We start from the raw sequence: 25,220 nt of genomic DNA on the forward strand, positions 1-25,220 counted from the left end.
AATGTTAAATTGCAAGAATAATGTGAAATGAAAGAAAGCGGGGAGTAGTCAGCACAAAAAAACGGCAAAGATATGTGTCCTTTACCGTTTTTTCGAATTACGATTTTAAATTTAATAGCTTTTGTTTTAACTCGTTTTCCATCGTCATTAATTCTTGTTCTGCTTGGTAGCGTTTTGCTCGACCTTCTTGTTGAATACGGAGTGTTTCTTCTAACGTAGAAACGAGATTTTCTTGTGTTTTCTTTAATGTTTCAATATCAACGAGCCCACGCTCATTTTCCCGAGCTGTTTCTAATGTGTTTTGTTTCAGCATTTCAGCATTCTTAAGCAAAAGATCATTCGTAGTTTTTGATACCTGCTTTTGTGCTTCAACGGCACTTCGCTGGCGGATTAATGTTAAGGCAATAGCAATTTGATTTTTCCATAATGGAATTGCCGTCATGATGGAGGACTGAATCTTTTCAGCAAGCGCCTGATTTGTGTTTTGAATTAAACGAATTTGCGGGGCACTTTGAATCGTTATTTGTCTGCTTAGTTTCAAATCATGAAGTCTTTTTTCAAGACGATCCGCAAACTGTATCATGTCATTGACATCTTGAACGGCCATTTGATCTCCTGTCGCAGCCGCTTTATTTTTTAATTCTGGAATTGTTTTAGTTTGCAATTCCTCAAGCTTAATTTCACCGGCAGCAATATAAATGTTTAACGCATGAAAATAATCTTTATTTTTTTCATATAACTGCTCTAGCATTTGCACGTCGGCTAATAATGTTTTTTTCGAATGGTCGAGCTTTACACTTATACGATCAATTTGGGCACCTGTTTTTTGATATTTTGAAAGTACTTCTTGTATCGAATTGGAGATTTTTCCAAACATTCGAGAGAAAAGACCTTTCTTCTCAGGGGATAGTTCATCAGGATTCACATCGTGCAATTTTTTCATTAAGTCACTTAAAATATCCCCAATTTCACCAATGTCCTTCTTTTGAACATGATCGAGCATCGAATGGGAAAAATTCAACAGCTTAGATTGTGCTTGCGTCCCGTATAAAATGATGGATTGATGGTTTTTCGGGTCAATTTGTTCGGCTAATTGAACCGCTTTTTGCCGGTTTTCTTCCGGTAATACATCTATTAATCGGGTCGGTCTATCCGTTTGATTTTGTGTAGGTGTGTCATTAATGACCAGCTCCTTATCTCCAAATGGATTTGAGAGGAGGTCATCCATGCCCGTACTTGTATCTTCTTGCCACAAGGTGTCTTTTGTTTCACTCATTTGATTGTTCTCCTTTCATCGTCTTTTGTCAGTGGATTTTTTAATGTTTTTAATGAGTGTTTAGCTACGTCCAGTTCCATTTCAAGATGATCAATATCACTTGACAGTACTTCATATAAATCTTTCTCGATGGATCTCTTTAAATCCTTTAAAGTGTCTCGTGTTTCATTTAAAGAATAGGAGAGTTTATCATTTTTTGCTGGTTGAGAAGCTAAAAATGTATATTTTTCAGAAAGCTCAACAATCGAATCTAAATGATAGAAATAGAACTTCTCAGCTTTGAAAAAGCGCCCAGGTTCTTTTTTGATAATCGTTTGGATTCGTTTTGTGAGTCGAATAATTTCAAACATTTGTTTAAATGCACCGATATTACGCATACTGAAAAACAATTTTTGCAATCGTTGTATTTTCTTTTGTGCTTCTTTTAAATTTTTGACAATATAAGCATACTCTTTTCTTGTTAAGCGATGTTTTTTCAAATAGTGGTGGCTTGTATTCCATTTGATTACCGAATAAACAATTGCACCACCGCCTAATGCAAAGAGAGAAGACAGCCAATAGGTTTGGGAATATACAAAGAAACTAATCAACCAGATGGCCACAGTAGTAGGCAGTGCGATAATCAATCGCAACAAAAATGCTAAGAATGGATGCATTCCAATCGACTCCTGTCTAAAGAACTATTACATTAATTCATACGGTTATCGTAAAAAAAAGATTCATTGCATATTATTATAAAGCAGAATGCGTATGAAATAAATACATCTTGAGGTGTAGAGAATGCTACTTCGCAAGAATCAGGACACTTTTTTAAAGAGAATTTTTAAAAAAATTAGAGGAATTTCGCATTTTTTATCGAAGAAGTAGTTGAGTAACGTCATTTTTTGACGAAAGAAGGTAGACATATAACTACAGCTGGGAGGAGAACGATGGGAAATCAAGAGGTAGTCATAGTAAGTGCCGTACGGACGGCAATTGGCAGTTTCAATGGAACATTAAAAAATACACCAGCAACGGAACTCGGTGCGATTGTTATTAAACAGGCATTAGCAAAAGCGGGAGTAAATGGTGATCAAGTAGATGAAATTATTATGGGGAATGTTTTGCAAGCAGGATTAGGACAAAATCCAGCGCGTCAGGCGGCCATTAAAGCTGGTGTCCCTGAAAGCGTTTCCTCAATGACGATAAATAAAGTGTGTGGATCAGGATTGAAGGCGGTTCACTTGGCAACCCAGGCGATATTAGCGGGTGATGCCGATATAATTGTAGCCGGTGGCATGGAAAATATGAGCAGGGCCCCATACCTTTTAAATAATGCAAGAGATGGTTTCAAAATGGGGGATCAAAAACTTATCGACAGCATGATCCAAGATGGACTTTGGTGCGCGTTTAACGATTATCATATGGGCATTACAGCTGAAAATCTCTGTGACCAATATCAAATAAGCCGTGAGGAACAAGATCAATTTTCCGCAAATAGTCAAACAAAAGCAGTAAAGGCAATAGAAGATGGAAAGTTTAAAGAGGAAATTGTACCAGTAGAAATCCCGCAAAGAAAAGGGGACCCGGTCATTTTTGATACGGATGAATATCCGAAAAAAGGTACATCAGAAGAAAAATTAGCAGGTTTGAGACCAGCCTTTAAAAAGGACGGATCTGTTACAGCTGGTAATGCATCGGGGATTAATGATGGGGCAGCAGCTGTTGTTGTCATGTCCAGAAAAAAAGCTGATGAATTAGGAATAACTCCCCTTGTTTCGATTAAAGCCAATGCAAATGCAGGAGTTGATCCAAGTATTATGGGAATAGGACCTGTTACAGCCGTGAAAAAGGCGCTTGAAAAAGCGAATGTATCATTAGAAGAAATTGAACTGATTGAAGCAAACGAAGCGTTTGCAGCCCAATCATTAGCTGTTGATCGCGAACTTCATTTCAACAAAGAGATTTTAAATGTAAATGGCGGGGCAATTGCTTTAGGACATCCCATTGGGGCAAGCGGAGCAAGAATTCTCGTGACGTTGATTCATGAAATGAAAAAAAGACAAGCAAAGAAAGGGCTAGCCACTCTATGTATTGGTGGGGGCCAAGGCGTTGCTACAATTGTCGAACTAGTTTAATTGATTAGGAGGTAAGGGGAAAATGAAACAAGTGTACACATCCTTTCAGGAAGCTGTTGCCGATATTCATGATGGAGCTACATTAATGGTTGGCGGCTTTGGACTTTGTGGGATTCCCGAAAATTTAATTCAAGCATTAGTTGAAAAAGGGGTTAAGGATTTGACGGTCATATCCAATAACTGCGGAATTGATGATTGGGGATTAGGCCCATTATTGAAAAATAAGCAAATTAAGAAAATGATTGGATCCTATGTGGGAGAAAATAAAGAATTTGAGCGCCAAGTATTGGCCGGAGAATTAGAGGTCGAATTAACCCCACAAGGAACATTAGCTGAAAAGATCCGTGCAGGTGGTTCCGGTATTCCAGCGTTCTATACACCAGCAGGAGTAGGGACGCCGATTGCAGAGGGGAAAGAAACACGGGAATTTTATGGGAAGGAATACTTATTAGAAGAGAGCTTAACAGCCGATTTTAGTCTAATTCGAGCATGGAAAGGCGATAAAATGGGCAATTTAGTGTATAACAAAACGGCCCGTAACTTCAATCCGATGATTGCTGCAGCTGGCAAGGTAACAATAGCTGAAGTAGAGGAACTCTATGAAACAGGCGAACTAGATGCAAATTTCATCCATACACCAAGTATTTATGTTCAAAGGGTTATCCAAGGAGACCAGGAAAAACGGATTGAAAGAAGAACCATTTCTAAATAAATAGATACATAGGGAAAGGAGTGTTCCTAAATGGCAGAAGATAAATTTTTAGTACGGGAAAAGATAGCGAAGAGAGCTGAAAAGGAAATAGAAGATGGGTTCTATGTGAATCTTGGGATTGGCATGCCTACGTTAGTAGCTAATTATATTTCCGATAATAAACAAGTAGTTTTGCAATCAGAAAATGGGCTTCTCGGAATTGGTCCATATCCAACAGAAGACAATATTGATGCTGATTTAATAAATGCTGGCAAAGAAACGGTAACGGCCATCCCTGGATCATCCTATTTTGATAGTGCAGAATCCTTCGCGATGATCCGTGGCGGACATATTAATATCGCTATTTTAGGTGGAATGGAAGTTTCAGAAAATGGCGATTTAGCGAACTGGATGATTCCAGGAAAAATGATTAAAGGCATGGGCGGAGCAATGGACCTTGTTCACGGCGCTCAAAAAATTATCGTTATTATGGATCATGTCAATAAAAATGGTGATGCAAAAATATTAAAAAAATGCAGCTTACCACTGACCGGTAAAGGTGTTGTCAACCGGATTATTACGGATCGGGCAGTGATTGATGTTACTGATCAAGGTCTTGTATTAAAAGAAGTGGCAAAAGGGTATTCGGTTGAAGATGTTCTTACTTCAACAGAGCCAGAGCTACATGTTTTCGAAGATGTGAAACTAGAGGCTTATTAATATTTGTAGTAAAATAGGGAGGAATTAGCGATAATAAGCTAATCCTCTTTCTTATTATTATAAAGGAGTATTTCTAATGGCTAAGAAAAATACTAAACAACCCAAAACGAAGAAAACAGATGATCATTTGACATTGCAAGATACATTAAATCAAGATATTCTCTTAAAATTAAAGCAAGCACAACAACAATTAAAAGATGAAGAAGAAACTAAAAAGCTTAAGGAAGCGGAACGAAAACGTGAGGAGCGAAGACAAAAGGAAAAAAATAAATCATTTGAAGAATTATTAAATGAAAGTTCAATGGATTGGAAGAAATATAAACAATAATAGGGTGCAAAAAGCTGCACACTATTATTGTTTTGGAGATAGTTGGACAGGTAATGCCGTAATAATATAGCGATTTGGCGCATCACCGATATAAGAAAAGGGATAGCAAGTTGTTACTGTCAACACTTCATTAGGTGCTGTTGATTGAATAACACTGCGATCATCAGCATCAACTATTTTTGTCGCTTTAATTTCATAGGAAAATGTCCCATAGGGGAGTTTAATCGTTAAAATGTCTCCTACACGTAGTTCACCCATTTTCCGAAACACTGTATCCCGATGGCCGGATAGAACAATTTGGTCATTGTCCATAGGATATGCGGTCCCTTTATAATGTCCTACCCCTTTTTCTAAATCATCTTCATCCGTTCCTTCAACTATTGGTAACTCTGCACTGATTTGTGGGATGGACAGTATCCCTACAACGTCATTTTGCTTTGGTTTAAAATCAGTTTTTTGTTGGGGTGTTTGCTTTTTTACATCATTTGTTTGTTTTAATAATTGCTGAGCCTTTTCGATGCTTTTGCTTTGAGCATGTTGTGTTTTGAAAAATTGATACCCACCAATTCCGATAAACAGCAGGCCAAATAAAATAATAATGAAAGACAATGGCTTTATCATCTGTTTTTATATAAATCTTGTAATAACTCCGGATTGGTTGTTTTCATAATTTCAAGGAAATGACGAATTTCATTTGGAGTAATTCCCAAATTCCTTGCTTCCTCTAGTAATATTCTCCATTCTTGTTGATCAATCGATTCATTTTTTTCTTTTAGACCCATCCCCATTTTCTGATCCCCCTAGTCTTTTTTCGTTTCTTTCCAATGTTTAAAGATGAAAAATTCCTGAAGTGTTTGAAAATCCTCTTTATTTAATCCGTTATTTATCGCATGATTCAACAGCTTCCGCCATTCCTCATCAATATGATTCCCTTCACTTTCATTCTCTATATTTTCATGAAGAAGAAATTCTATTGTTGTATCAAGTGGTTTAGCGATCTTGCCAAGGAACTCGAGTGAAGGATTATTTCGCAAATCCCGTTCGATATAGCTTAAATAGGATTTTGAAATTCCAGCAAGTGCCGCTAACTGTGTAATGGAAAATCCCTTTTCAATCCGCAATTTCTTTATTCGTTCACCAATCATCTCTCTCTCCTCAAATCGTCATGGAATTAAACAGTAATATGATTCTCTTTTTGTTCATTATAAAAAACATTACGTTCTTTATAAAGTTGTAAAATAGTACGCAAGACAGAGAATAAAAGAGAAAACAAATGAAAAGTGTTCTTTATACCGAAAAATAGGTGAATTTTATGATTTTTATAAATAGTTAGAATGTCCTACACTTATATTAAGTGTTCTTAATTAGAAACAAACTTGAATTTGCAAGTGATCACTAGAAACGATTAAGAACTCAACTATGAGAAGGGGAGGTACTTTTTGATGAGTATTAAAAAGAAGTTAGGAATGGGGATGGCTACAGCTGCACTTGGTTTATCATTAATAGGTGGCGGGACATATGCTTATTTTAGTGATACCACTGAGGCAAAGGGAAGTTTTACAAATGGTACACTGGATTTAGGAATAAATAAAACAACGATTGTGGATATTAAAAATTTAAAGCCAGGAGATTATATGTTTAGGGATTTCCAGTTATCTAATGATGGATCTCTTGATATGAAACAAGTCTTATTAAATTCCTCCTATGAGGTTACTGATGTAAACGGAGATAATGGCACGGAAGACTTTGGAGATCATATAATGGTCGAGTACCTTTATAAAGTAGAAGGAAAAGAAAATGTAGTTTTTAGAAAAACATTATCAGAATTAAACAATAACCCTATAGAAGTTTTGAAGAATGTTCCTGCAGGGAAAAAACAAATCAAATTTACCGTTCAATTTAAGTTTATTGATAATGAAAAGGACCAAAATATATTCCAAGGTGATTCATTGAAACTGAAATGGAATTTTGAAGCGAAACAAAAGGATGGAGAATCTAAATAAAACAAAAGGTGTAAAAGCTTAGCTTTTACGCCTTTTTGTTGTTCTTTATAAAAAAGTAATTTTATAAAGAAATACAAAAAAGTAAGGAAACAAGAGGTAAAACGTGATAAAGAACAAAAAACGTTCGTTTTAAAGAAAATATGATGATTTTCACGATTTTTCAAACTAATCTAAATGTCCTATACTCAAAATAGTTATTCGTTAAAACGAACAAAAGAGAACGTTTATGAGGAACAAAAAAGTTTGCAACTCCTTATGTTCATCATAAGGGTTCAAAATAAAAAATTTTTAAGGGAAAAAGAGGAGGAAACAAAATGAGTCTTAAAAAGAAACTAGGTATGGGCGTAGCATCAGCTGCACTAGGATTAGCACTAATCGGGGGAGGTACATACGCGTATTTCAGTGATACAGCAGAAGCAACAGGCAACTTTGCAGCTGGAACATTGCAATTAAGTACAAATCCAACAGAAATTATTAATGTAACAAATATTAAACCAGGCGATACAATGCTTCGTTCTTTTGATTTAAATAATGATGGTTCATTGGATATTGCGAAGATTCTTTTGAAAACTAGTTACACAGTTACTGATGCAAAAGGCGGTAATACTGAAGATTTCGGTAAACATATTCGCGTAAATTTCCTATATAACGGAGATAAGGTCGATGATGTCATTTGGAATACTACATTAGACAAATTACAATCCTTGTCTCCAGATGTTATTGCAGGAAATATCTTCTCTCCATGGTTAGGTGAAAGAGGAGGTAAACTAGCTGCAGGAACTCATGATAAACTTTGGGTTCAATTTGAATTTGTAGACAATAAAGAAGATCAAAATCAATTCCAAGGCGATTCCCTACAACTTAAATGGACATTTGAAGGTAAACAAGGTGCTGGGGTAGCAAAATAATAAATAATTTTATGAGGAGGGTAGACTCATTCTACCTTCCTTAATCGATTAATATAAATGAATATCGATTTGTTTTTTTTAACGAATCGAACGTATACATATTTATGTAGGGTTGGTTAAAAAAAATAAAAAATATTCCATAAACACTTGGAAGGGGGAGTAACTATTAGAAACTCACGTCTTCGTAAGTTTAAAGGTAAAAATAGAAAAATAACTAATATAGTGAAAATCGTAGCTATTTGGTACATCGCCATATTTACCTGTTCCTATCTAACTTCAAACACCGGAGCCTATTTCAATGATGAAGATCATGTAAACGGTACAATCACAGCAGGTACATGGGAAGTTGAAGAACCTGATGATGGAAAATGGGATAAAAGTTCACTCAAATTTACTAATAATGATCAAAAAATCGCAAGTTGTGTTAAAACTACAATTACTACAACTATAAAGAACACTGGAAAAGAGATGAAGGGTACTTCAACGTTTGAAGTGTACTACGCAGAAAATGGAAATCCGAAAAAGGGATCGAAGATTGGTGAAGGTTCAATCGGTAAAATGGCCTCAGAAGAATCGAGTGATCTTTCATTTGATGTAAGTAAACCTGGGAATTATAAATTTAAGGCATTACAAAGAACAGGTCACCCAGGTAAGGGTGAATTATGGAGTGAAACAATTACTATCACATGTAATGAAGTGAAAACTTCAGACCCTGTAAATAATGATGATGATAAATCAAAATCAGATGAAACACTGAAAGACGATCAGAAAAATGAAACAACAAAACCTGATGATAAAAACGGAAATGATGAAACCAAGAAAGACAATCAAGATAAAAAAGAAGATTCCGATGATGATGCAAATAAAGATAAAAATGAAAAACAGGATCCTAAAGATTCAACAGAAAATACAGACCAAAAACAAGATCCAAATAAAAAAGATCAAACGACAACTACGGAACCAAAAGAACCGGAACCGAAAGATGGGGAATCAAATACAAAAACGGATGGTGACAAGTAATGAAAACAAAAAAAATCACAAAATGGATTAGTTCAATTATCACAACAATCTTATTTCTAGTCTTAGTTTTTATGCTATTCGTTGTGATATCCTCTAAAGCATCGGGCGGTGAACCACAATTTTTAGGTTATCAGTTAAAGACAGTATTATCTGGATCAATGGAACCGGGCATCAAAACCGGATCAATTATCGCCGTAAAACCTGCAGAAGATAAAACACATTTTAAAAAAGGCGATGTCATTACATTTAAAGCAGATGAAAAAACAATAGTGACTCATCGAATTATCGAAGTAAATGAAAATGGCAAAGACGTAATATATAGAACAAAAGGCGATAATAATAAAACGGCAGATATGGAACCGGTCCTGTCGCAAAATATATTAGCTAAATATACTGGATTTACCTTACCGTACGTAGGCTATTTCATTAATTTTTCACAATCAAAAAATGGAAGTGCCTTGCTGCTCATCCTACCGGGATTATTATTGCTCGGCTATTCAATTATTTCTATTTGGAGAGCGATTGCCCAAATTGATGACAAAAAGACTCCTCCGGAAAACATTGAAAAATCAGCATAATCGATTAGACGGGAGGTTCCCGTCTAATACATTTTTTTTACGAGGGTGGAGAGTGAATGAAAAAAATTCGAAAATGGGTCCCTCTAGTTTTATTGGTTTTTCTGCTAATGCCGTTCAGTCAAATTGCGGCAGCAACAACCGATGATGAAATTAATATTGAAACATCCCCGCATAAAATCTTATTTGATGTCGATAATATGAAACCAGGTGATTGGGCTGTAAGGGAATATACTATTCTTAATAATGGAAAACAAGATTTTGAATACACAGCCTCTGCTCATTTTAAGTCGGGGTCAAAAAAATTGTTTAAACAGTTGAAAATTGAAATATCTGATAAACATAGCGTATTATATAGTGGGAAACTTACCGATTTTGATGGCTTTGATTACCGAAAATTGGCCAAATCAGATAAAGAAACTCTTACCTTCAAAGTAGATTTTCCTGCAGAACTAGGAAATGAATATCAAGGATTAACGAGTAAATTTACAATTAAGCTCTATGTTAGAGGTACATTAGGCGGACTGTTACCAGCTGATGGAGGAGTATTGCCGAATACAGGAAGTAATATATTTAACCTTATCATTGGAGGCATGGTTTTGGTTATAGGCGGTGCGACACTGTATCTGTACCAACGAAAAAAATCCATCGATTTAAAAAAGATATAATAAGATGCGTATTCATTGAATACGCTATTTTTATAAATTGTATTTAAGAAAAAGAGGGAACTTAGATGAAGCAAATCATAACGTTAGTGATAACAATTTCCATAATCATATTTGCCTATACACAAAAAGAAGGAATGCTTCATCTGATTGAATCAGGGGAGAGCATGGCCATAATCATTAGCCTGCTTTTTGTAGCTTTGCTTGTTTTTTTTCCTGTTATGCCGTTTGCACTTGTTGCAGGGATAATAGGTTCTGTATTTGGTGTTTGGTTGGGAGCCATCATTTCTTTATGCGGCAGTGTTTTCGGATCAATGATTATGTTCTTTATGGCAAGATACGGATTCCAGCAATGGGTACAAAAAGTACTTGATAAATATCCGAAGGCGAGAGAATATGAAAGTATTTTTCAAAAAAATGCATTTCTCGGCATTCTGCTTTTACGTTTGGCTCCAATAATACCGGCACCATTACTGAATGTACTTTGTGGTGTCAGTGTGATTAGGTGGCCAATTTTCTTTATAGCCACCTTAATAGGAAAGTTTCCCGCAATTATTATTTTTACGTTTGCGGGTAGTTTATTTGCTAATAATAAGTTACTGTCAATCGCAATTTACGGGGCTTATTTTGTCATCATTACAGTCATCGCAACTATTCATATCCAAAAAAGAAAAATACAAGTGTAAATGGGGAGGTTCTATGATTGTTGCCAGTCAAGTCCTTAATATTGTGTAAAATCCTATACAATGTTTTCAACCTGTTATGATATTTGGGGTTAATCCTTCCCCTTTACATTTTTTGAGCGAAACTTCCATGCGTCTTTTACTCCATATCCAGTCAAGGGTGTCAAAGGTGGTTTTCCTTTGATAGCCTTGACTGGATATGGAATAATCCAAGAATGGAAGTTACCTTAAAAATGAAACATAGCTATCTCTTAATAGATTTTTGTTTTGAATATACGGTCTCTTGATAATGCATTAAAACAGCTCCAACTAAACGAAAAGCAGACTGTGTATTTGGAAAGATACGGATAACTCTTTCTCTTCGACGTACTTCTTGGTTTAAACGTTCAAGAGAATTTGTACTACGAATGTGGCATCGTATATCTTCCGGGTACTCCATGTATTGAATGGTATCTTCGAACCCTTCATCTAAAATAGAGAGTGCCTGTTTATACTTAGAATTTTCACCAAACTGATCCATCAGCTCCTCTTTACATTTCCGGGTGTCTTCGATAGTGACCGCTTCAAAAATACGCTTTATCATCATTCGAATATCGGCGGAGTCTTTTTAGGTAGTCTTTCAATGATATTTCGTTTAAAATGTACGTTACACCTTTGCCAGCTAGTTCCAATGAATTCTCGTTGAATGGCTTTTTGTAGTCCTTGATGAGCATCTGAAATCACTAACTTTGGAGATTGAAGACCTCGTGATTTAAGTTGTTTAAAAAAATGGCTCCAACTCTCAAAACTTTCAGCGTGATCTACACTTAGACCAAGTATTTCACGCTTTTTGTGATCCGTAATAGCTGTGGCAATATAAACAGCTTTAGAGACTACACGGTTATGTTCTCTAACTTTTATATACATTGCATCCAAAAAAACAAATGGATAGTATGTTATATTTAAAGGCCGTTTGGCCCAATCATTGACGATAGGATCAAGCTTCTGAGTAAGGGAAGAAACGAATGACTTCGAGATATTTTCGCCACAAAGTTGTTCTACTATGTGCGTAACCTTACGGGTAGAAACCCCATTGATAACCATCTCCAGCATAGAGAGAACTAAAGCCTGGTCGCACCGAGAATATTTTTCAAAAACGGAAGATGAAAACTCCCCATTTCGAGTTCTAGGCACTCTTAGTTTTATTTTACCGATACTCATGGTTAGTTCTCTTTCATAGTAGCCATTGCGGTAATCTAGACGTTCAGGAGAGCGTTCATAAGCGTCCGCATGTAAATAATCATCTCTTTCCTTTTCCATGTACTCATTTAAAACTAAAACAATCGCTGATTTAATAACTGCGTCAATATTGGAATTCAAAACAGATTCTTTTAAAAGATCCATATCTAGGTTAAACTGTAATTGGGTCATTTTATATTCCTCTTTTCATTGTTTATCGTCGTTGAAAACATTGTTTCCAAGAGGGATTAAAATGACTCTTTTCTTTTTACACAATTATATGGACTTAATCTTGTTGCCTTTCATTGTTTGGCAGCATTAAATATCATCGACGCAGTCATATCGTTTATTGGTCTAAAATTAGATTTGATACAAGAGGCAAACCCGTTAATGGGCTATATTTACAATCAACACCCATTCTTGTTCTTACTAGTGAAATTGTCGTTTTCCTTCCTATTATATAGTTTTCTTTATGCAAACAAAATACCTACAAAAAACATAGTGAAATACACGACGTATACGGCCGTTGTAGTCTATTCATTTGTTTTTTCACTTCATATATATTGGATTGTAAAAATATAAAAAGCGTTCATCTGAATGAACGCTTTTATTTATGATTATTTAATTTCCATTTATTAAATTCTAAAAACTCACGGAATTCATCTTTCGATACACCTGAATTCATTGCTTCCCGGACGAGAAGTTCCCAGTCTGAGTCAAGTTCGATTGCATCAGTCGCTTCGATTTCCTCATGTAATAAGGAATTAACGGAAATTCCTAAAACAGCAGCAATTTTTTCAAGAAATTGAACAGAAGGATTGGATTGGATATTTCGCTCAATGGAGCTTAAATATGATTTTGCAACTCCAGCCTTTTCTGCAAGTTCTGATAAAGATAATTGTTTTTGAAGTCGAAAATTTTTAATACGTTGACCAATCATACACATCTCACCTTCCTTCGATTTATTATAACATATAGCGAAGGAATTGTTTCATATTTAGAACAAAAAAAACGTGCACGATATGAACTATGTATCAATTTTTAAAATTTAACCTCCAGTTTATTTTTTGAAAAGTATTCTTTAATATCGGAAATACTCATCCCCATGTCAATTGCATCCAAAATTAAGTTCACCCATTCTTGATCTAACGACAATCCATCAACCTTTTGATTTTCCATTTTTATCCCCCTAAAATACGATAGTATTTAGGTAGTCCAGCCACCATAGCTGGGACAAAGGGTTTCTCTATGTCCCAATCCTTAGATCTGTGACTTTGCGTCCCCATTTTTCAATAGGTTTGCCCTTTTCTGATAAGAATTGCTTTCATTTTTACTATTACTTATAGTCTACTCCCTACAAATGTGAGTATATAGGATTAGAAAATAAGATACTCGTATAATTTGTCGATGTCGAAAATGCGTTTATTTGCGGCGTATGGAATAAAAAAATTGTAGAAAATCAAATAATTTTGTATTTTGATGTAAATAAAAGTCGATTAACTAGATTTTTTAGGTAGTTTTAAAGACTATTACTCATAAAAATAATACTCGAAAGTAATATATTTTGTCGAAAATCACATAAAGTTGTTGAAATGTTTTTTGAGATTATTCTGTTTATTTATAAAAACGTCTTTTTGAGAATGTCTCTAATCATCTATGGGCGGTGTATTTCTGTTGTTTAGTCAATTTAACCAATAATTCGCGTTCTTCTTTTGTTAGGGGGTTTTTCTGAACCGCTTTGGCATTTTCTCTAATTTGCTCAATATTGCTGGCACCGGTAATCACAGAAGCTACAGAACTATTCGATAAATTGTATTGTAGAGCAAGTTCAGTCATATTGCGGTTTCCCATCAATAATTTATTTTTGATTTCTTTCATTATTTCAACTAATTCATGATACGAATAATCTAAATACCCTTTGTCCGAAATCTTTTCAAAGCTTCTTTCACTTAATATCCCTTTCGCAACAGGTCCTCTAGTCACAGCACTAACAGCGTGTTCTTTTAAAAGAGGGAGTATGTCTTCCTCTGGACGACGATCTAATAAACTATATTGGACCATAACACTTACAATACTCGATTTTTGCACGTATTCACGGATGACATTTGGGCGAATGGAGGAGATGCCGTAATATCTGATTAATCCTTCCTTTTTGAGTTCTTCGAATGCTTCGATAGTTTCATCAATAGGATCCTCAATTGTGCCACCGTGCAATTGATATAAATCGATATAATCCGTCTGCAGACGGTGAAGACTATTTTTCACCGCTTCTTTAATATAAGCTTTGGAAGGATCCCAATTCCAACTTGTTTTATCATCAGTCCAGCAATTTCCTACCTTTGTTGCAATAATGACTTGATCACGAACAGATTTTAATGATTTTCCAACAATTTCTTCATTTAATCCAAAGTCATATAAATCGGCAGTATCAAAATAATTAATTCCTTCATCAATAGCTGCTTTCACAATCTCCTTTGCGGTTCGTTCATTGGTCCCTAAGGACATACAACCGAGCCCTAACTCTGATACAAATAATTCGGAAGTTCCTAATTGATTTTTATTCATGAAAAATTAGTCCTTTCTTTCACTAGTAGAACTTATTCTATCGAAAAAAAGTGCGGAAAACCACTAATTGTTACTGTCCTGTTTTTTTTATCCAATCACTAACATACTTATGCTTTTTCGCATAAAATTTAAGACTCTCTCTAATTTCCCAAGCTTTACCGCTCAAAATTACCCCTTTTGGTTGAATATAAATCTTCATTCGTATCCGCTCCTTGAAGAATTTTCGGTAGATTTTTTCGCATTTTTCTTTTTGTGTTAAAATGTATGAATAATGTCCAAGATTAGAACAGGGAGCAGATAAAATGCATAAATTCACCGAAAAAACATTGAAGACCGAAAAAATATTTGAAGGAAAAGTGGTTCATTTACAAGTTGATGAAGTTGAACTTCCAAACGGAAAAACATCAAAACGTGAAATCATTAAACATCCAGGAGCAGTTGCTGTCCTAGCTGTCACCAATCAAAATAAAATTATTTTAGTTGAACAATTTCGAAAACCAATGGATAAGGCAATAATTGAGATTCCTGCTGGTAAATTAGAGCCGGGAGAGGAGCCGATTATCACTGCAGCAAGAGAATTAGAAGAAGAAACAGGCTATGAGTGTGAAGCTTTAGAACACATCATCTCCTTTTACACAGCACCGGGATTTGCCGATGAAATATTACATCTCTATTTTGCAAAAGGGTTAAAAAAGAAAGAGCATCCAAAAAGTGCAGATGAAGACGAATTTGTGGAGTTGATGGAGGTTACCTTGGAAGAAGCAGTCAAATTAGTCGAACAACAAAAGATTTGTGATGCGAAAACAGCATATGCAATCCAATATTTACAATTAAAAGAGGCGAAAAAGAATTGAATAAGTACTTTGTTGATCTGCATATTCATATCGGACGAACAAAAACAGGGAAACCTGTTAAAATAACAGCTTCAAAAACATTGACACTTACCAATATTTTACGCGCGGCAAAACTTCCTAAAGGACTTGATTTGATAGGTGTCATTGATTGTCATTCACCTGAAGTGATTGCTGAAATTGAAGATTTACTACAAAACGGAGAACTAGTTGAAATGGAGGATGGCGGTTTTCGATTTCAAGATTCGGTCACACTCATTCCAGGGGTAGAGATTGAAGTAAATGATGAGAATTGTAAAGGACCACTCCATGTACTAGGTTATTTTCCTTCTCTTAAGAAAATAAAAGAATTTTCTAATTGGTATACAGGAAAAGTGAAAAATAATCAATTGAGCACCCAACGAATACGTGAAGATGCACGGACTTTGCAGAAAAAAATTAAAGAGTTGGATGGGATTTTTATTCCAGCTCATGTGTTTACGCCATTTAAAAGCCTTTATGGGAAAGGTGTAGAATCATCTTTAGCAGAAGTCTTAGATCCCAATTTAATTGATGCTATTGAGCTTGGTCTTAGTTCCAATACGGAAATGGCAGATCATATTGAAGAATTACATAATTATACATTTGTCAGTAATTCTGATGCACATTCACTGGCAAAAATCGCACGCGAGTACCAAGTAATGAAATTGGAGGAACCGACCTTTCTTGCATTGAAAAAAGCACTACACCATGAAGATGGTAATGAAATTGTCGCGAATTATGGATTAAATCCTTATTTAGGAAAATACCATGAAACTACTTGTGCGAAATGTTATGCGAAAAAGATTGGTGATAAATGTGAACAGTGTGGATCTACCCAGTTTACTAAAGGGGTGGCGGATCGTATTAAAGAATTAACTACGGCAATTTCGGTACCAGACCGGCCACCATATATTCACCAAGTTCCACTAGATTTCTTGCCGGGTTTAGGACCAAAAACGATGGCAAAATTACTAGATCATTTCGGAACAGAAATGAATATCCTTCATAATGTCCCGAAAAAGGAAATCGAAAAACTAGTGAAAATGGACCTAGCTGAATTAATTATCAAAGCAAGAAATGGTGACTTACAGTTATCTGCTGGTGGCGGCGGGCAGTACGGGAAAGTGTCTAAGAAATAATAAATATTTAGACACAATTTTAGTCCGCCTTGTGAAATAACGGAGGGTATTATGGAAGATAAGTATTATTTACAATTAATTAAGGAAATCGCAGTACGTTTTGATGAAGAAAAAATTCCATATCATTTTATCGATTCCACGTCATTATGGTTGCAAGATGTGGAAGTGGATCATTTGCAAACGGTATTCGTTCAAGTTCAGTGGGATCTTTTTGACACTTCCTATCAGATTTTCCATCATTTCGAGCAAATAGGCAAGGGAAGAAATGAGACATCCGCTTTTTATAAAGTAAAGTCGGAAGATTACTCGATCCATGTACATTGTGTTTTTAATACGACGATTAAAACAGATCCTTATCGAATCGAAATAATGAAGGAAAATCAATTGTTTTACTGTATATCTTTGTATAAATATCTCTATTTTGACTCAAAAAAGATCAATACGTTGGAAATAGAAGCATATTTAGCGAGAGAACAAGATAAGGTAACCAAGCAAAATGAAGTAGCATGGAATCAAAATAATTATACAGCACTTCTAAAACGTTATGGTGCACCCGAAGAAGTAGTCAAAAAAATAATTGAAAATCCGAAATGGAGACTTCATCCTTTTTATAAATATCTTGAACCTTTAGCTAATAAAAAGGTGCTTCATTTATTAGGATCAAACGGGATAAAGGGCGTGGCTATGTCATTACTTGGGGCGGATGTTACGGTAGTTGATTTTTCAAAAGAAAATAAAATGTTCGCAATGGAACTAAGTGATGCGGCAGAAACAAAGCTTTCATATGTAGTTTCAGATGTATTGTCATTACCGATTGAGGAATTTCATAATCAATTCGATATTGTTTTAATGGAGCTAGGGGTGCTTCATTACTTTATTGATTTGAATAAGTTAATGCAAAAAATTCATCAACTATTACGGAAAAAAGGTCATTTTATTTTACATGAGTTCCATCCAATTTCAACAAAACTAATTACTTCAACGGGGAAGAAACATAAAGTTACTGGCAATTATTTTGATCCAACTATTGAAAATAACCATGTTGCCTTTACAAAACATATGCCAGATGAAGAAAAAGCAAATTTACAACATGTTCTCCAACGAAAATGGACGTTAAGTGAAATAATAACCTCTACAGCACAAGCACAACTTATGATTGAAACATTAGAGGAAGAACCCAATCATAAAATTTCAGACATTGGATTGCCAAAAACATATACATTAGTTGCAAAAAAGCTGTAGCCGTTTTTAGCTACAGCTTTTATTTACAGATAAGAAAGTAAATTTTGTAGGATTAATGTTTCTAATAAATATCTGCTTTGTCTAGCAAGGCGCTTGCGCTTTTCTTATTGTCTAGCTCCAGCGCCTATCGACTAGAAAACTTCCGAACTTTTCCTTACGATAAGTCAACATCGATTCGCCTTGCAGGCTTATCGTGTTTCCTTTATCTCAGTCAAAGTCCTTCCAGTTTTTACGTCGATGAGCAAGGCGCTTGCGCTTTTCTATTTGTCTAGCTCCAGCGCCTATCGACTAGAAAACTTCCGAACTTTTCCTTACGATAAGTCAACATCGATTCGCCTTGCAGGCTTATCGTGTTTCCTTTATCTCAGTCAAAGTCCTTCCAGTTTTTACGTCGATGAGCAAGGCGCTTGCGCTTTTCTTATTGCCACTCATTCTTTAACATTGAAAAAATACATGTACTCCGAAGTGTTGTTCCATCTACGCTTGTTTCGTTATTGCGAAGAATGCCTTCTAAAGTAAATGATAAACGTTCGGCAACTTTACGCGAACGGATATTTAATGAATCACAGCGAATTTCGATTCTTTCAGCTTCTAAATGATTAAAGGCAAAACTCGTAAGCCCCTTTACTGCCTCTGTAATGTAACCATTATTCGACTGACGACTATCTTGCCAGTAACCAATTTCAAATCGTTTTGCTTCCCAATTTATTCGGTGTAAACCAGTCGATCCTATAAATACATTATCTCGTTTTCGGTAAATATGGAGTCTAAAATCATTCCGTTTAATAAATTCCGCATATGAAGTTCGTATTCCCTCCTCAATATCGTCTAACTGTTGATCTCGGTTAGCAAATGGAAGCCATTTTTTTAATTCTTCACGTGAATAATTAATTGCATCAAAAAGAATTTTTCCATCACCTGGTAAACAAGGTCGAATATATAGTCGTTCGGTTTCAATTCTATCGGGAAAATCTATTAATATTGGTTTCATTACAATCCCCCTAAAATTATTTACAAAATTATAACTCTTCAAAAAGTAAATATGCAAGAGAAAAATAATAGACAAGATAGGCATATCAAAAGAAATTGCGCATAAGGTGATAATAAGAGATTTTTTATCTAATATAGTAGGAGGAAGTAAAATGCGGAAAAACCAGTCGTTCTCTAATCCTATCATTCGTCATGTACAAGAATATTCCTCAATTTACTCATTTATCATTGTCCTTTTTTTAATGGGAGTCGTTTTTGGTGCGGTTATTGTTAATAGTTTATCTTTTGATCAGAAAGATGATCTATATTATTATTTAAATCAATTTTTCGGACAAGTATCAGATGGGAAAGTTGCTGCACCTTCTGATTTATTTCGATTAAGCTTTCTTCATAATGTTAAGTTTCTAGGATTAATGTGGATATTAGGAATATCGATTATTGGTTTACCAATTATTCTTATATTATTATTTATTAAAGGGATTGTCGTTGGATTTTCCGTTGGTTTTCTTGTAAATCAAATGGGTTGGGGGGGCTTTTTGCTTTCATTTGTAACAGTTCTTCCTCAAAACTTTTTTATTATTCCGATGTTTATTTTTATCGCAGTAATGGCTGTCGGTGTTTCTTTAAAATTAATTCGTAAAATCTTTATCAAACAAAATATAGGTTTTCATATTTTTCCTATGTTGGCCCAGTATGTCATTGCTTTTGTTTTCGCTGTAGGTATCATTTCATTAGCTGCAGGTGTAGAAGCCTATCTTTCGCCGACACTGATGAAAAGCGTTATGTCATATGTTAATAAATAATAATTATTAAATGATAAAAGCTACTTTTTAAATGTGATAATAATTTTATTTTGCATCTTTTCTCTCGCTTCTGTTATAATTATATCGATAGTGGCGAGGGAGGATACTTCAATGGAAAGTCGTGTCGATAGAATAAAAAAACAATTACATTCTGCAAGTTATAAACTAACGCCGCAACGTGAAGCAACCGTTAGAGTGTTGTTGGAAAACGAAGAAGATCATTTGAGTGCAGAAGATGTTTACCTCCTTGTTAAAGAAAAGTCGCCAGAGATTGGGTTAGCAACCGTTTATCGTACACTAGAACTTTTAACAGAACTAAAGGTTGTAGATAAGATTAATTTTGGTGATGGTGTATCACGATATGATTTAAGACAAGAGGGAGCTGCACACTTTCATCATCATTTGGTTTGTATTGAATGTGGTGCGGTGGATGAAATCCAAGAAGATTTACTTGAAGATGTTGAAGCAATTGTTGAAAAACGCTGGAATTTTAAAATTAAAGACCATCGCTTAACCTTTCACGGGATATGCTGGCGCTGTCAAGATAAAGAAAATAACGAAGACGAATCTTAGAAAAACCTTTTCATTAGTGAAAAGGTTTTTTAGGTATAATTTTTTGTTCCTTTGGCATAGCTTGTATTAGAATAGTTCAAATTATTAGCGAAGGGAACGGACAATTTCATGTCTTGGATTAAAATGATTGTACGCACATTAAAGGTTTTTATTTTGTTTACCGGATGCACTTTACTCTTTTATTATGGTATTATGTGGGTAAATCAAGAATATGAAGATTATCATCGATATGATGAACCAAAAGGTACAGCGGTAAAGGTAAATTCGGTAAATCAAGAAGATTCCAATTGGTTTAACCGCCTATTATTGTTTTATTTAGATGGGGAGTAATAAAATGCTTGATCGTTTAAGAGATTTTATACATTTTATGATAGTAGAAAAAGGATTATCTAAAAATACGGTTGTATCCTATGAAAGAGATTTAAAAAGTTATATAAACTACATGCAAAAAGTGGAACAAATTGAAACATTAAACGGAATCACTCGTGTGCATATCGTCCACTTTTTAAATCATTTAAAACAACAAGGAAAGTCGGCTAAAACACTTGCGCGCCATGTTGCATCTGTCAGATCATTTCACCAATTTCTTTTAAGAGAAAAAGCAACAGACAGTGATCCGTCCGTTCATATAGAAACCCCGCAAACGGAGAGAAATTTACCAAAGGTTTTAAGTTTATCAGAAGTCGAAGCCTTATTAGATGCTCCATCAGAAACAGGGGCATTGCCGTTAAGGGACAAGTCTATGTTAGAGTTATTATATGCAACAGGAATGCGCGTGAGTGAACTGATAAATCTTAATTTAGATGATCTTCATTTAACAATGGGGTTTGTAAGGTGTCTAGGAAAAGGAAATAAAGAAAGAATCATTCCAATTGGTAAGACAGCTTCTACAATATTAGAAACCTATTTAAAAGATAGTAGACCAAAGCTTCGGTCGAAACAATATCAAACGGAAGCCCTCTTTTTAAATCACCTTGGCAATCGCTTAACAAGGCAAGGTTTTTGGAAAATATTGAAAGGCTTAGCTAGAAAGGCGAATATCCAAAAAGAGCTTACGCCACATACATTGCGCCATTCGTTTGCGACGCACTTGTTGGAAAATGGAGCTGATTTAAGAGCAGTACAAGAAATGCTTGGACATGCAGATATATCTACGACACAAATATATACACACGTATCGAAAACAAGATTAAAAGATGTATATTCGAAACACCATCCCCGAGCATAATAGATTGCGAGAACCACTATTTTTTTAGTGGTTTTTTCAATTGAAGGATTTAGTTGTAGATTTGCTCATTCCTTTGGTAAAATAGAGTTGTCAGACCTCTTACCTTGAAAAGTGGTCTACTGAATCACTGGTTAACTTTTCGCATGGAGGGTAAGATATTTTTGTTAGAATGTAACCGTTTTAAATATTATTTGAAAGGAATGAATTGAGTTGAGTAATTATACATATAAGCGAGTTCATCTTATTGTAATGGACTCTGTAGGAATTGGTGAAGCACCGGATGCAGAAAAATTTAATGATTTAGGTTCGGATACATTCGGACATATTGCTGAAAAAATGAATGGACTTCATATGCCGAATATGGAGAAACTAGGTCTTTCTAATATTCGTGAGATTCAAGGGATTAAAAAAGCCGATAAACCACTTGCCTATTATACTAAAATGCAAGAAGCATCAAATGGGAAAGATACAATGACTGGCCACTGGGAAATTATGGGATTGAATATTTCTACCCCATTCCAGGTCTTTCCGAATGGCTTTCCAGATGAATTAATTTCTGAATTAGAGGAAAAATCCGGTCGTAAAATCATCGGAAATAAACCCGCCAGTGGGACAGAAATTTTAGACGAATTAGGAAAAGAACATATGGAAACAGGTGCACTAATTGTTTATACATCGGCAGACTCGGTATTACAAATCGCTGCTCATGAAGAAGTAGTTCCACTAGAAGAACTTTATAAAATATGTGAGATTGCCAGAAAATTAACATTAGACCCTAAATATATGGTAGGTCGTATTATTGCTCGTCCATTTATTGGTGAGCCGGGCAAGTTCACGAGAACACCAAACCGTCACGATTACGCATTAAAGCCATTTGATCGTACTGTAATGAATGAATTGAAGGATAATGAATATGATGTCATTGCTTTAGGAAAGATTTCTGACATTTATGATGGTGAAGGTGTAACAGAAGCAATACGTACAAAATCAAATATGGATGGAATGGATAAATTTATTCAAACATTTGATAAGGAATTTACTGGATTAAGCTTTATAAATTTAGTTGATTTCGATGCATTATATGGGCACCGTCGTGATCCAATTGGATACGGCAAAGCATTAGAGGAATATGATGCTCGGTTACCTGAGGTTTTTGAAAAAATGTCTGATGATGATCTCCTTATTATTACGGCCGATCATGGGAACGATCCTGTTCATCATGGGACTGATCATACGCGTGAATATGTCCCTTTATTAATTTATTCAAAACGTTTTAACGGTGGGACAGAACTACCACTGAGAAAGACATTTGCAGATATAGGGGCAACGATAGCAGATAATTTCAATGTAAAGTTACCTGAATTTGGAACGAGTTTCTTAAAGGATATTAAAGAATAGAGGGGGAAAACCGGGTGGAATACAAATTAATTGAACAAGCGTCATTATTTTTAAAAGAAAAGTATAGCAAAAAACCAAAGATAGGTCTTATTTTAGGTTCTGGTCTTGGGGTACTCGCAGATGAAATTGAAAACCCGTTAAAAATTCAATATAAAGACATTCCTAATTTTCCGATTTCAACCGTTGAAGGGCATGCAGGTCAATTAGTATTTGGAAAATTAAGCGGTAAAGATGTTGTTGCGATGCAAGGAAGATTCCATTATTACGAAGGATATTCATTTGATCAAGTAACATTTCCGGTTCGAGTCATGAAAGAACTTGGTGTTGAAGTGTTAGTTGTGACCAATGCTGCAGGTGGTGTGAACAAGGATTACGAACCGGGGGATCTCATGATTATTTCTGATCATATTAATAATATGGGCAGTAACCCTCTTATCGGACCAAATGACTCAAGGTTTGGTGCGCGATTCCCTGATATGTCTGAGGCATATAATAAAGAATTACGTTCACAAGCTAAAGAAATAGCAAGTCAACTTAACATTAAAATTCAAGAAGGAGTATATGTAGGAAATACAGGTCCAACCTATGAAACTCCGGCAGAGGTTCGGATGATTCGGACATTAGGGGGAGATGCAGTAGGGATGTCGACGGTCCCTGAAGTTATTATCGCTAGACATGCTGGTTTAAAAGTTCTAGGAATATCCTGTATTTCCAATATGGCCTCTGGGATATTAGATCAGCCATTAACACATGATGAAGTCATAGAAACGACGGAAAAAGTCCGAGCGGATTTTCTTACATTTGTGAAAGAGATTGTCAAAAACATACAAGTTGGTGAAGAATAATGAGAATGGTCGATTTAATAGAAAAAAAACGAGATGGAAAAGAGCTTACATCCGAGGAAATTCAATTTATTATAGAAGGTTACACGAATAATACGATACCGGATTATCAAATGAGTGCATTAACGATGGCTATTTATTTTCAAGGAATGAATGAACGTGAGCGAGCAGATTTAACGATGGCAATGGTTCATTCCGGAGATACCATTGATTTATCCGCGATTGAAGGGGTAAAAGTAGATAAACACTCCACCGGAGGTGTTGGCGATACAACAACATTGGTTTTGGGACCTTTGGTAGCAGCTTTAGGAGTACCAGTAGCAAAAATGAGCGGTAGAGGCCTGGGACATACGGGCGGTACAATTGATAAACTAGAAGCAGTTAAAGGATTTCACGTTGAAATCGAAAATGATGAATTTATTCGGCTTGTTAATGAAAATAAACTTGCCGTTATTGGTCAAAGTGGCAATCTAACACCGGCAGATAAAAAATTATATGCACTAAGAGATGTAACCGGAACAGTAAATAGCATTCCATTAATCGCTAGTTCAATTATGAGCAAAAAAATTGCAGCAGGTGCTGATGCCATTTGTTTAGACGTGAAAACCGGTGCTGGCGCATTTATGAAAACAATCGAGGATTCACGCGAGTTAGCTAAGGCGATGGTGAATATAGGGAATAATGTTGGTAGAAAAACGATGGCAGTTATCTCAGATATGAGCCAACCACTTGGTTATGCGATTGGAAATGCACTTGAAGTGAAAGAAGCGATTGATACATTGCGTGGGGAAGGGCCAGATGATTTAACTGAATTATGTTTAACACTTGGAAGTCATATGGTTTATCTTGCTGGAAAGGCAACGACTCTTGAAGAAGCACGTGAAAAACTTTTAGAAGTCATCTCGAATGGTAAAGCCCTTGAATCATTTAAAACATTTTTACAATCTCAAGGTGGGGATCCTGAGGTAGTTGATAATCCTTCGAAATTACCACAGGCAAAATATACATTTGATTTACCTTCACTAGAAGATGGATATATTTCTGAAATTATTGCAGACGAAATCGGCACGGCAGCAATGATGTTAGGTGCGGGACGTGCAACGAAAGAATCAATCATTGATTTAGCGGTGGGAATTGTTCTTCATAAAAAAATTGGAGACGAAGTGAAAAAAGGTGAATCTTTACTAACAATATATTCTAATCAAGAAGAAATTGAAGATGTAAAACAAAAGCTGTATGACAATATTATAATGTCAAAACAAAAAGTTACCGCTCCGATCTTGATTCATGAAGAGATTGGCAAGGATTAATTTTTACTACTACTAAAATCGAAATGGGTCAGTTCATTTATGAACTGACCCATT

31 protein-coding genes, 1 pseudogene and 1 riboswitch are annotated in these 25,220 nt (G+C 35.4%); of the genes and pseudogenes, 21 read left to right on the forward strand and 11 right to left on the reverse strand.

Translation table 11 applies throughout. The features are described 5' to 3' along the window. Positions 1 to 97: 97 nt before the first annotated feature. Positions 98 to 1,276, reverse strand: coding sequence for a toxic anion resistance protein (locus tag I5776_RS08670; protein ID WP_202780221.1), 1,179 nt, complete (start codon positions 1,274 to 1,276; stop codon positions 98 to 100). Then, positions 1,273 to 1,932 carry a 5-bromo-4-chloroindolyl phosphate hydrolysis family protein gene (locus I5776_RS08675; protein WP_202780222.1) on the reverse strand — a complete coding sequence of 220 codons (660 nt, stop codon included), beginning with the start codon at positions 1,930 to 1,932 and terminating at the stop codon, positions 1,273 to 1,275. The genes I5776_RS08670 and I5776_RS08675 overlap by 4 nt, the downstream gene beginning before the upstream one ends. A gap of 273 nt (positions 1,933 to 2,205) precedes the next feature. On the opposite strand from I5776_RS08675, the gene I5776_RS08680 reads away from it, so the two are divergent. The 4 genes from I5776_RS08680 to I5776_RS08695 all read left to right on the forward strand — a co-directional run bounded on the left by I5776_RS08680 (position 2,206) and on the right by I5776_RS08695 (position 5,132). Continuing rightward, a complete protein-coding gene (locus I5776_RS08680; protein ID WP_202780223.1) occupies positions 2,206 to 3,393 on the forward strand; it encodes an acetyl-CoA C-acetyltransferase in 1,188 nt (395 codons plus the stop codon). Positions 3,394 to 3,415: 22 nt separating this feature from the next. Beyond that, positions 3,416 to 4,105: a CoA transferase subunit A gene (locus I5776_RS08685; protein ID WP_202780224.1), complete on the forward strand. Its 690-nt coding sequence runs from the start codon at positions 3,416 to 3,418 to the stop codon at positions 4,103 to 4,105. Positions 4,106 to 4,135: 30 nt separating this feature from the next. Beyond that, positions 4,136 to 4,804, forward strand: a complete 669-nt coding sequence (locus tag I5776_RS08690; protein WP_202780225.1) for a CoA transferase subunit B — start codon at positions 4,136 to 4,138, stop codon at positions 4,802 to 4,804. A 76-nt stretch (positions 4,805 to 4,880) separates the two neighbouring features. Continuing rightward, positions 4,881 to 5,132, forward strand: a complete 252-nt coding sequence (locus I5776_RS08695; RefSeq protein ID WP_202780226.1) for a YqkE family protein — start codon at positions 4,881 to 4,883, stop codon at positions 5,130 to 5,132. A 24-nt stretch (positions 5,133 to 5,156) separates the two neighbouring features. On the opposite strand, the gene I5776_RS08700 is transcribed toward I5776_RS08695, so the two are convergent. Genes I5776_RS08700 through I5776_RS08710 form a run of 3 tightly spaced genes read right to left on the reverse strand, consistent with a single transcriptional unit; the run spans position 5,157 to position 6,277 of the window. Then, complete coding sequence (locus I5776_RS08700) at positions 5,157 to 5,753, reverse strand: class D sortase (protein ID WP_202780227.1); 597 nt, start codon at positions 5,751 to 5,753, stop codon at positions 5,157 to 5,159. After that, a complete protein-coding gene (gene sinI / locus I5776_RS08705; protein WP_246483955.1) occupies positions 5,750 to 5,920 on the reverse strand; it encodes a DNA-binding anti-repressor SinI in 171 nt (56 codons plus the stop codon). The genes I5776_RS08700 and sinI overlap by 4 nt, the downstream gene beginning before the upstream one ends. Positions 5,921 to 5,932: 12 nt before the next feature. Further along, positions 5,933 to 6,277 carry a helix-turn-helix domain-containing protein gene (locus tag I5776_RS08710; protein ID WP_202780228.1) on the reverse strand — a complete coding sequence of 115 codons (345 nt, stop codon included), beginning with the start codon at positions 6,275 to 6,277 and terminating at the stop codon, positions 5,933 to 5,935. A gap of 297 nt (positions 6,278 to 6,574) precedes the next feature. Between I5776_RS08710 and I5776_RS08715 the strand changes: the two genes are divergently transcribed. The 6 genes from I5776_RS08715 to I5776_RS08740 all read left to right on the forward strand — a co-directional run bounded on the left by I5776_RS08715 (position 6,575) and on the right by I5776_RS08740 (position 10,989). After that, positions 6,575 to 7,135, forward strand: a complete 561-nt coding sequence (locus I5776_RS08715) for a TasA family protein (RefSeq protein ID WP_202780229.1) — start codon at positions 6,575 to 6,577, stop codon at positions 7,133 to 7,135. A gap of 314 nt (positions 7,136 to 7,449) precedes the next feature. Beyond that, positions 7,450 to 8,043 carry a CalY family protein gene (locus tag I5776_RS08720; protein ID WP_202780230.1) on the forward strand — a complete coding sequence of 198 codons (594 nt, stop codon included), beginning with the start codon at positions 7,450 to 7,452 and terminating at the stop codon, positions 8,041 to 8,043. A gap of 222 nt (positions 8,044 to 8,265) precedes the next feature. Further along, positions 8,266 to 9,063, forward strand: coding sequence for an amyloid fiber anchoring/assembly protein TapA (tapA, locus tag I5776_RS08725; protein WP_246483956.1), 798 nt, complete (start codon positions 8,266 to 8,268; stop codon positions 9,061 to 9,063). After that, on the forward strand, positions 9,063 to 9,641 hold the full coding sequence (gene sipW, locus I5776_RS08730) for a signal peptidase I SipW (protein ID WP_202780232.1): 579 nt from the start codon (positions 9,063 to 9,065) through the stop codon (positions 9,639 to 9,641). The genes tapA and sipW overlap by 1 nt, the downstream gene beginning before the upstream one ends. 56 nt (positions 9,642 to 9,697) lie before the next feature. Beyond that, positions 9,698 to 10,306 (forward strand): TasA family protein, encoded by a 609-nt coding sequence (locus I5776_RS08735; RefSeq protein WP_202780233.1) that lies wholly within the window; start codon positions 9,698 to 9,700, stop codon positions 10,304 to 10,306. 65 nt (positions 10,307 to 10,371) lie between these two features. Further along, on the forward strand, positions 10,372 to 10,989 hold the full coding sequence (locus I5776_RS08740; RefSeq protein WP_202780234.1) for a TVP38/TMEM64 family protein: 618 nt from the start codon (positions 10,372 to 10,374) through the stop codon (positions 10,987 to 10,989). 241 nt (positions 10,990 to 11,230) lie between these two features. On the opposite strand, the pseudogene I5776_RS08745 reads toward I5776_RS08740, so the two are convergent. Further along, a pseudogene (locus tag I5776_RS08745) lies at positions 11,231 to 12,396 on the reverse strand (IS256 family transposase). 117 nt (positions 12,397 to 12,513) lie between these two features. Here I5776_RS08745 and I5776_RS08750 point away from each other — a divergent pair. Further along, on the forward strand, positions 12,514 to 12,786 hold the full coding sequence (locus I5776_RS08750) for a DUF5658 family protein (RefSeq protein ID WP_202780235.1): 273 nt from the start codon (positions 12,514 to 12,516) through the stop codon (positions 12,784 to 12,786). Positions 12,787 to 12,811: 25 nt separating this feature from the next. On the opposite strand, the gene I5776_RS08755 is transcribed toward I5776_RS08750, so the two are convergent. From I5776_RS08755 to mciZ, 4 genes are all read right to left on the reverse strand, one after another. Next, positions 12,812 to 13,144 carry a helix-turn-helix domain-containing protein gene (locus I5776_RS08755; protein ID WP_202780236.1) on the reverse strand — a complete coding sequence of 111 codons (333 nt, stop codon included), beginning with the start codon at positions 13,142 to 13,144 and terminating at the stop codon, positions 12,812 to 12,814. A 101-nt stretch (positions 13,145 to 13,245) separates the two neighbouring features. Beyond that, positions 13,246 to 13,383, reverse strand: coding sequence for an anti-repressor SinI family protein (locus I5776_RS08760; RefSeq protein WP_202780237.1), 138 nt, complete (start codon positions 13,381 to 13,383; stop codon positions 13,246 to 13,248). A 27-nt stretch (positions 13,384 to 13,410) separates the two neighbouring features. Next, positions 13,411 to 13,517, reverse strand: a riboswitch (cyclic di-GMP riboswitch). Between the two features lie 337 nt (positions 13,518 to 13,854). Next, positions 13,855 to 14,769 carry an aldo/keto reductase gene (locus I5776_RS08765; protein ID WP_202780238.1) on the reverse strand — a complete coding sequence of 305 codons (915 nt, stop codon included), beginning with the start codon at positions 14,767 to 14,769 and terminating at the stop codon, positions 13,855 to 13,857. Positions 14,770 to 14,839: 70 nt separating this feature from the next. Then, a complete protein-coding gene (gene mciZ, locus I5776_RS08770; protein WP_202780239.1) occupies positions 14,840 to 14,968 on the reverse strand; it encodes a Z-ring formation inhibitor MciZ in 129 nt (42 codons plus the stop codon). Between the two features lie 103 nt (positions 14,969 to 15,071). On the opposite strand from mciZ, the gene I5776_RS08775 reads away from it, so the two are divergent. Genes I5776_RS08775 through I5776_RS08785 form a run of 3 tightly spaced genes read left to right on the forward strand, consistent with a single transcriptional unit; the run spans position 15,072 to position 18,022 of the window. Further along, the gene (locus tag I5776_RS08775; RefSeq protein ID WP_202780240.1) at positions 15,072 to 15,623 is read left to right on the forward strand and encodes an NUDIX hydrolase; all 552 of its coding nucleotides are present in this window, start codon (positions 15,072 to 15,074) and stop codon (positions 15,621 to 15,623) included. Then, on the forward strand, positions 15,620 to 16,780 hold the full coding sequence (locus I5776_RS08780) for an endonuclease Q family protein (RefSeq protein ID WP_202780241.1): 1,161 nt from the start codon (positions 15,620 to 15,622) through the stop codon (positions 16,778 to 16,780). The genes I5776_RS08775 and I5776_RS08780 overlap by 4 nt, the downstream gene beginning before the upstream one ends. A gap of 51 nt (positions 16,781 to 16,831) precedes the next feature. After that, positions 16,832 to 18,022, forward strand: a complete 1,191-nt coding sequence (locus tag I5776_RS08785; RefSeq protein ID WP_246483957.1) for a class I SAM-dependent methyltransferase — start codon at positions 16,832 to 16,834, stop codon at positions 18,020 to 18,022. Between the two features lie 418 nt (positions 18,023 to 18,440). Here the strand turns inward: I5776_RS08785 and I5776_RS08790 are convergent, their stop codons facing one another. Then, positions 18,441 to 19,013, reverse strand: coding sequence for a GNAT family N-acetyltransferase (locus I5776_RS08790; protein WP_202780242.1), 573 nt, complete (start codon positions 19,011 to 19,013; stop codon positions 18,441 to 18,443). A 151-nt stretch (positions 19,014 to 19,164) separates the two neighbouring features. On the opposite strand from I5776_RS08790, the gene spoIIM reads away from it, so the two are divergent. From spoIIM to I5776_RS08825, 7 genes are all read left to right on the forward strand, one after another. Then, entirely contained in the window at positions 19,165 to 19,815 is a 651-nt protein-coding gene (gene spoIIM, locus I5776_RS08795; protein ID WP_202780243.1) for a stage II sporulation protein M, read from the forward strand. Between the two features lie 111 nt (positions 19,816 to 19,926). Then, on the forward strand, positions 19,927 to 20,388 hold the full coding sequence (fur, locus tag I5776_RS08800) for a ferric iron uptake transcriptional regulator (RefSeq protein WP_202780244.1): 462 nt from the start codon (positions 19,927 to 19,929) through the stop codon (positions 20,386 to 20,388). A 123-nt stretch (positions 20,389 to 20,511) separates the two neighbouring features. After that, positions 20,512 to 20,718: a YqzK family protein gene (locus I5776_RS08805; RefSeq protein WP_246483958.1), complete on the forward strand. Its 207-nt coding sequence runs from the start codon at positions 20,512 to 20,514 to the stop codon at positions 20,716 to 20,718. Between the two features lie 4 nt (positions 20,719 to 20,722). After that, the gene (gene xerD, locus I5776_RS08810) at positions 20,723 to 21,616 is read left to right on the forward strand and encodes a site-specific tyrosine recombinase XerD (RefSeq protein ID WP_202780246.1); all 894 of its coding nucleotides are present in this window, start codon (positions 20,723 to 20,725) and stop codon (positions 21,614 to 21,616) included. Positions 21,617 to 21,865: 249 nt separating this feature from the next. Then, positions 21,866 to 23,014, forward strand: coding sequence for a phosphopentomutase (gene deoB / locus I5776_RS08815; protein WP_246483996.1), 1,149 nt, complete (start codon positions 21,866 to 21,868; stop codon positions 23,012 to 23,014). A gap of 14 nt (positions 23,015 to 23,028) precedes the next feature. After that, positions 23,029 to 23,859, forward strand: coding sequence for a purine-nucleoside phosphorylase (locus tag I5776_RS08820; RefSeq protein ID WP_202780248.1), 831 nt, complete (start codon positions 23,029 to 23,031; stop codon positions 23,857 to 23,859). Further along, the gene (locus I5776_RS08825) at positions 23,859 to 25,166 is read left to right on the forward strand and encodes a pyrimidine-nucleoside phosphorylase (RefSeq protein ID WP_202780249.1); all 1,308 of its coding nucleotides are present in this window, start codon (positions 23,859 to 23,861) and stop codon (positions 25,164 to 25,166) included. The genes I5776_RS08820 and I5776_RS08825 overlap by 1 nt, the downstream gene beginning before the upstream one ends. The last annotated feature ends 54 nt before the right edge of the window (positions 25,167 to 25,220 follow it).

It is taken from the genome of Heyndrickxia vini (genome assembly GCF_016772275.1).
In the GTDB taxonomy this organism is placed as follows: Bacteria; Bacillota; Bacilli; order Bacillales; family Bacillaceae_C; genus Heyndrickxia; species Heyndrickxia vini.

What these genes read in the sequence shown, in the direction of transcription:
- I5776_RS08670 (WP_202780221.1), bottom strand. Translation starts at nt 1,276, where the DNA reads ATGAGTGAAACAAAAGACACCTTGTGGCAAGAAGATACAAGTACGGGC.
- I5776_RS08675 (WP_202780222.1), bottom strand. Translation starts at nt 1,932, where the DNA reads ATGCATCCATTCTTAGCATTTTTGTTGCGATTGATTATCGCACTGCCT.
- I5776_RS08680 (WP_202780223.1), top strand. Translation starts at nt 2,206, where the DNA reads ATGGGAAATCAAGAGGTAGTCATAGTAAGTGCCGTACGGACGGCAATT.
- I5776_RS08685 (WP_202780224.1), top strand. Translation starts at nt 3,416, where the DNA reads ATGAAACAAGTGTACACATCCTTTCAGGAAGCTGTTGCCGATATTCAT.
- I5776_RS08690 (WP_202780225.1), top strand. Translation starts at nt 4,136, where the DNA reads ATGGCAGAAGATAAATTTTTAGTACGGGAAAAGATAGCGAAGAGAGCT.
- I5776_RS08695 (WP_202780226.1), top strand. Translation starts at nt 4,881, where the DNA reads ATGGCTAAGAAAAATACTAAACAACCCAAAACGAAGAAAACAGATGAT.
- I5776_RS08700 (WP_202780227.1), bottom strand. Translation starts at nt 5,753, where the DNA reads ATGATAAAGCCATTGTCTTTCATTATTATTTTATTTGGCCTGCTGTTT.
- sinI (WP_246483955.1), bottom strand. Translation starts at nt 5,920, where the DNA reads ATGGGGATGGGTCTAAAAGAAAAAAATGAATCGATTGATCAACAAGAA.
- I5776_RS08710 (WP_202780228.1), bottom strand. Translation starts at nt 6,277, where the DNA reads ATGATTGGTGAACGAATAAAGAAATTGCGGATTGAAAAGGGATTTTCC.
- I5776_RS08715 (WP_202780229.1), top strand. Translation starts at nt 6,575, where the DNA reads ATGAGTATTAAAAAGAAGTTAGGAATGGGGATGGCTACAGCTGCACTT.
- I5776_RS08720 (WP_202780230.1), top strand. Translation starts at nt 7,450, where the DNA reads ATGAGTCTTAAAAAGAAACTAGGTATGGGCGTAGCATCAGCTGCACTA.
- sipW (WP_202780232.1), top strand. Translation starts at nt 9,063, where the DNA reads ATGAAAACAAAAAAAATCACAAAATGGATTAGTTCAATTATCACAACA.
- I5776_RS08735 (WP_202780233.1), top strand. Translation starts at nt 9,698, where the DNA reads ATGAAAAAAATTCGAAAATGGGTCCCTCTAGTTTTATTGGTTTTTCTG.
- I5776_RS08740 (WP_202780234.1), top strand. Translation starts at nt 10,372, where the DNA reads ATGAAGCAAATCATAACGTTAGTGATAACAATTTCCATAATCATATTT.
- I5776_RS08755 (WP_202780236.1), bottom strand. Translation starts at nt 13,144, where the DNA reads ATGATTGGTCAACGTATTAAAAATTTTCGACTTCAAAAACAATTATCT.
- I5776_RS08760 (WP_202780237.1), bottom strand. Translation starts at nt 13,383, where the DNA reads ATGGAAAATCAAAAGGTTGATGGATTGTCGTTAGATCAAGAATGGGTG.
- I5776_RS08765 (WP_202780238.1), bottom strand. Translation starts at nt 14,769, where the DNA reads ATGAATAAAAATCAATTAGGAACTTCCGAATTATTTGTATCAGAGTTA.
- mciZ (WP_202780239.1), bottom strand. Translation starts at nt 14,968, where the DNA reads ATGAAGATTTATATTCAACCAAAAGGGGTAATTTTGAGCGGTAAAGCT.
- I5776_RS08775 (WP_202780240.1), top strand. Translation starts at nt 15,072, where the DNA reads ATGCATAAATTCACCGAAAAAACATTGAAGACCGAAAAAATATTTGAA.
- I5776_RS08785 (WP_246483957.1), top strand. Translation starts at nt 16,832, where the DNA reads ATGGAAGATAAGTATTATTTACAATTAATTAAGGAAATCGCAGTACGT.
- I5776_RS08790 (WP_202780242.1), bottom strand. Translation starts at nt 19,013, where the DNA reads ATGAAACCAATATTAATAGATTTTCCCGATAGAATTGAAACCGAACGA.
- spoIIM (WP_202780243.1), top strand. Translation starts at nt 19,165, where the DNA reads ATGCGGAAAAACCAGTCGTTCTCTAATCCTATCATTCGTCATGTACAA.
- fur (WP_202780244.1), top strand. Translation starts at nt 19,927, where the DNA reads ATGGAAAGTCGTGTCGATAGAATAAAAAAACAATTACATTCTGCAAGT.
- I5776_RS08805 (WP_246483958.1), top strand. Translation starts at nt 20,512, where the DNA reads ATGATTGTACGCACATTAAAGGTTTTTATTTTGTTTACCGGATGCACT.
- xerD (WP_202780246.1), top strand. Translation starts at nt 20,723, where the DNA reads ATGCTTGATCGTTTAAGAGATTTTATACATTTTATGATAGTAGAAAAA.
- deoB (WP_246483996.1), top strand. Translation starts at nt 21,866, where the DNA reads ATGGACTCTGTAGGAATTGGTGAAGCACCGGATGCAGAAAAATTTAAT.
- I5776_RS08825 (WP_202780249.1), top strand. Translation starts at nt 23,859, where the DNA reads ATGAGAATGGTCGATTTAATAGAAAAAAAACGAGATGGAAAAGAGCTT.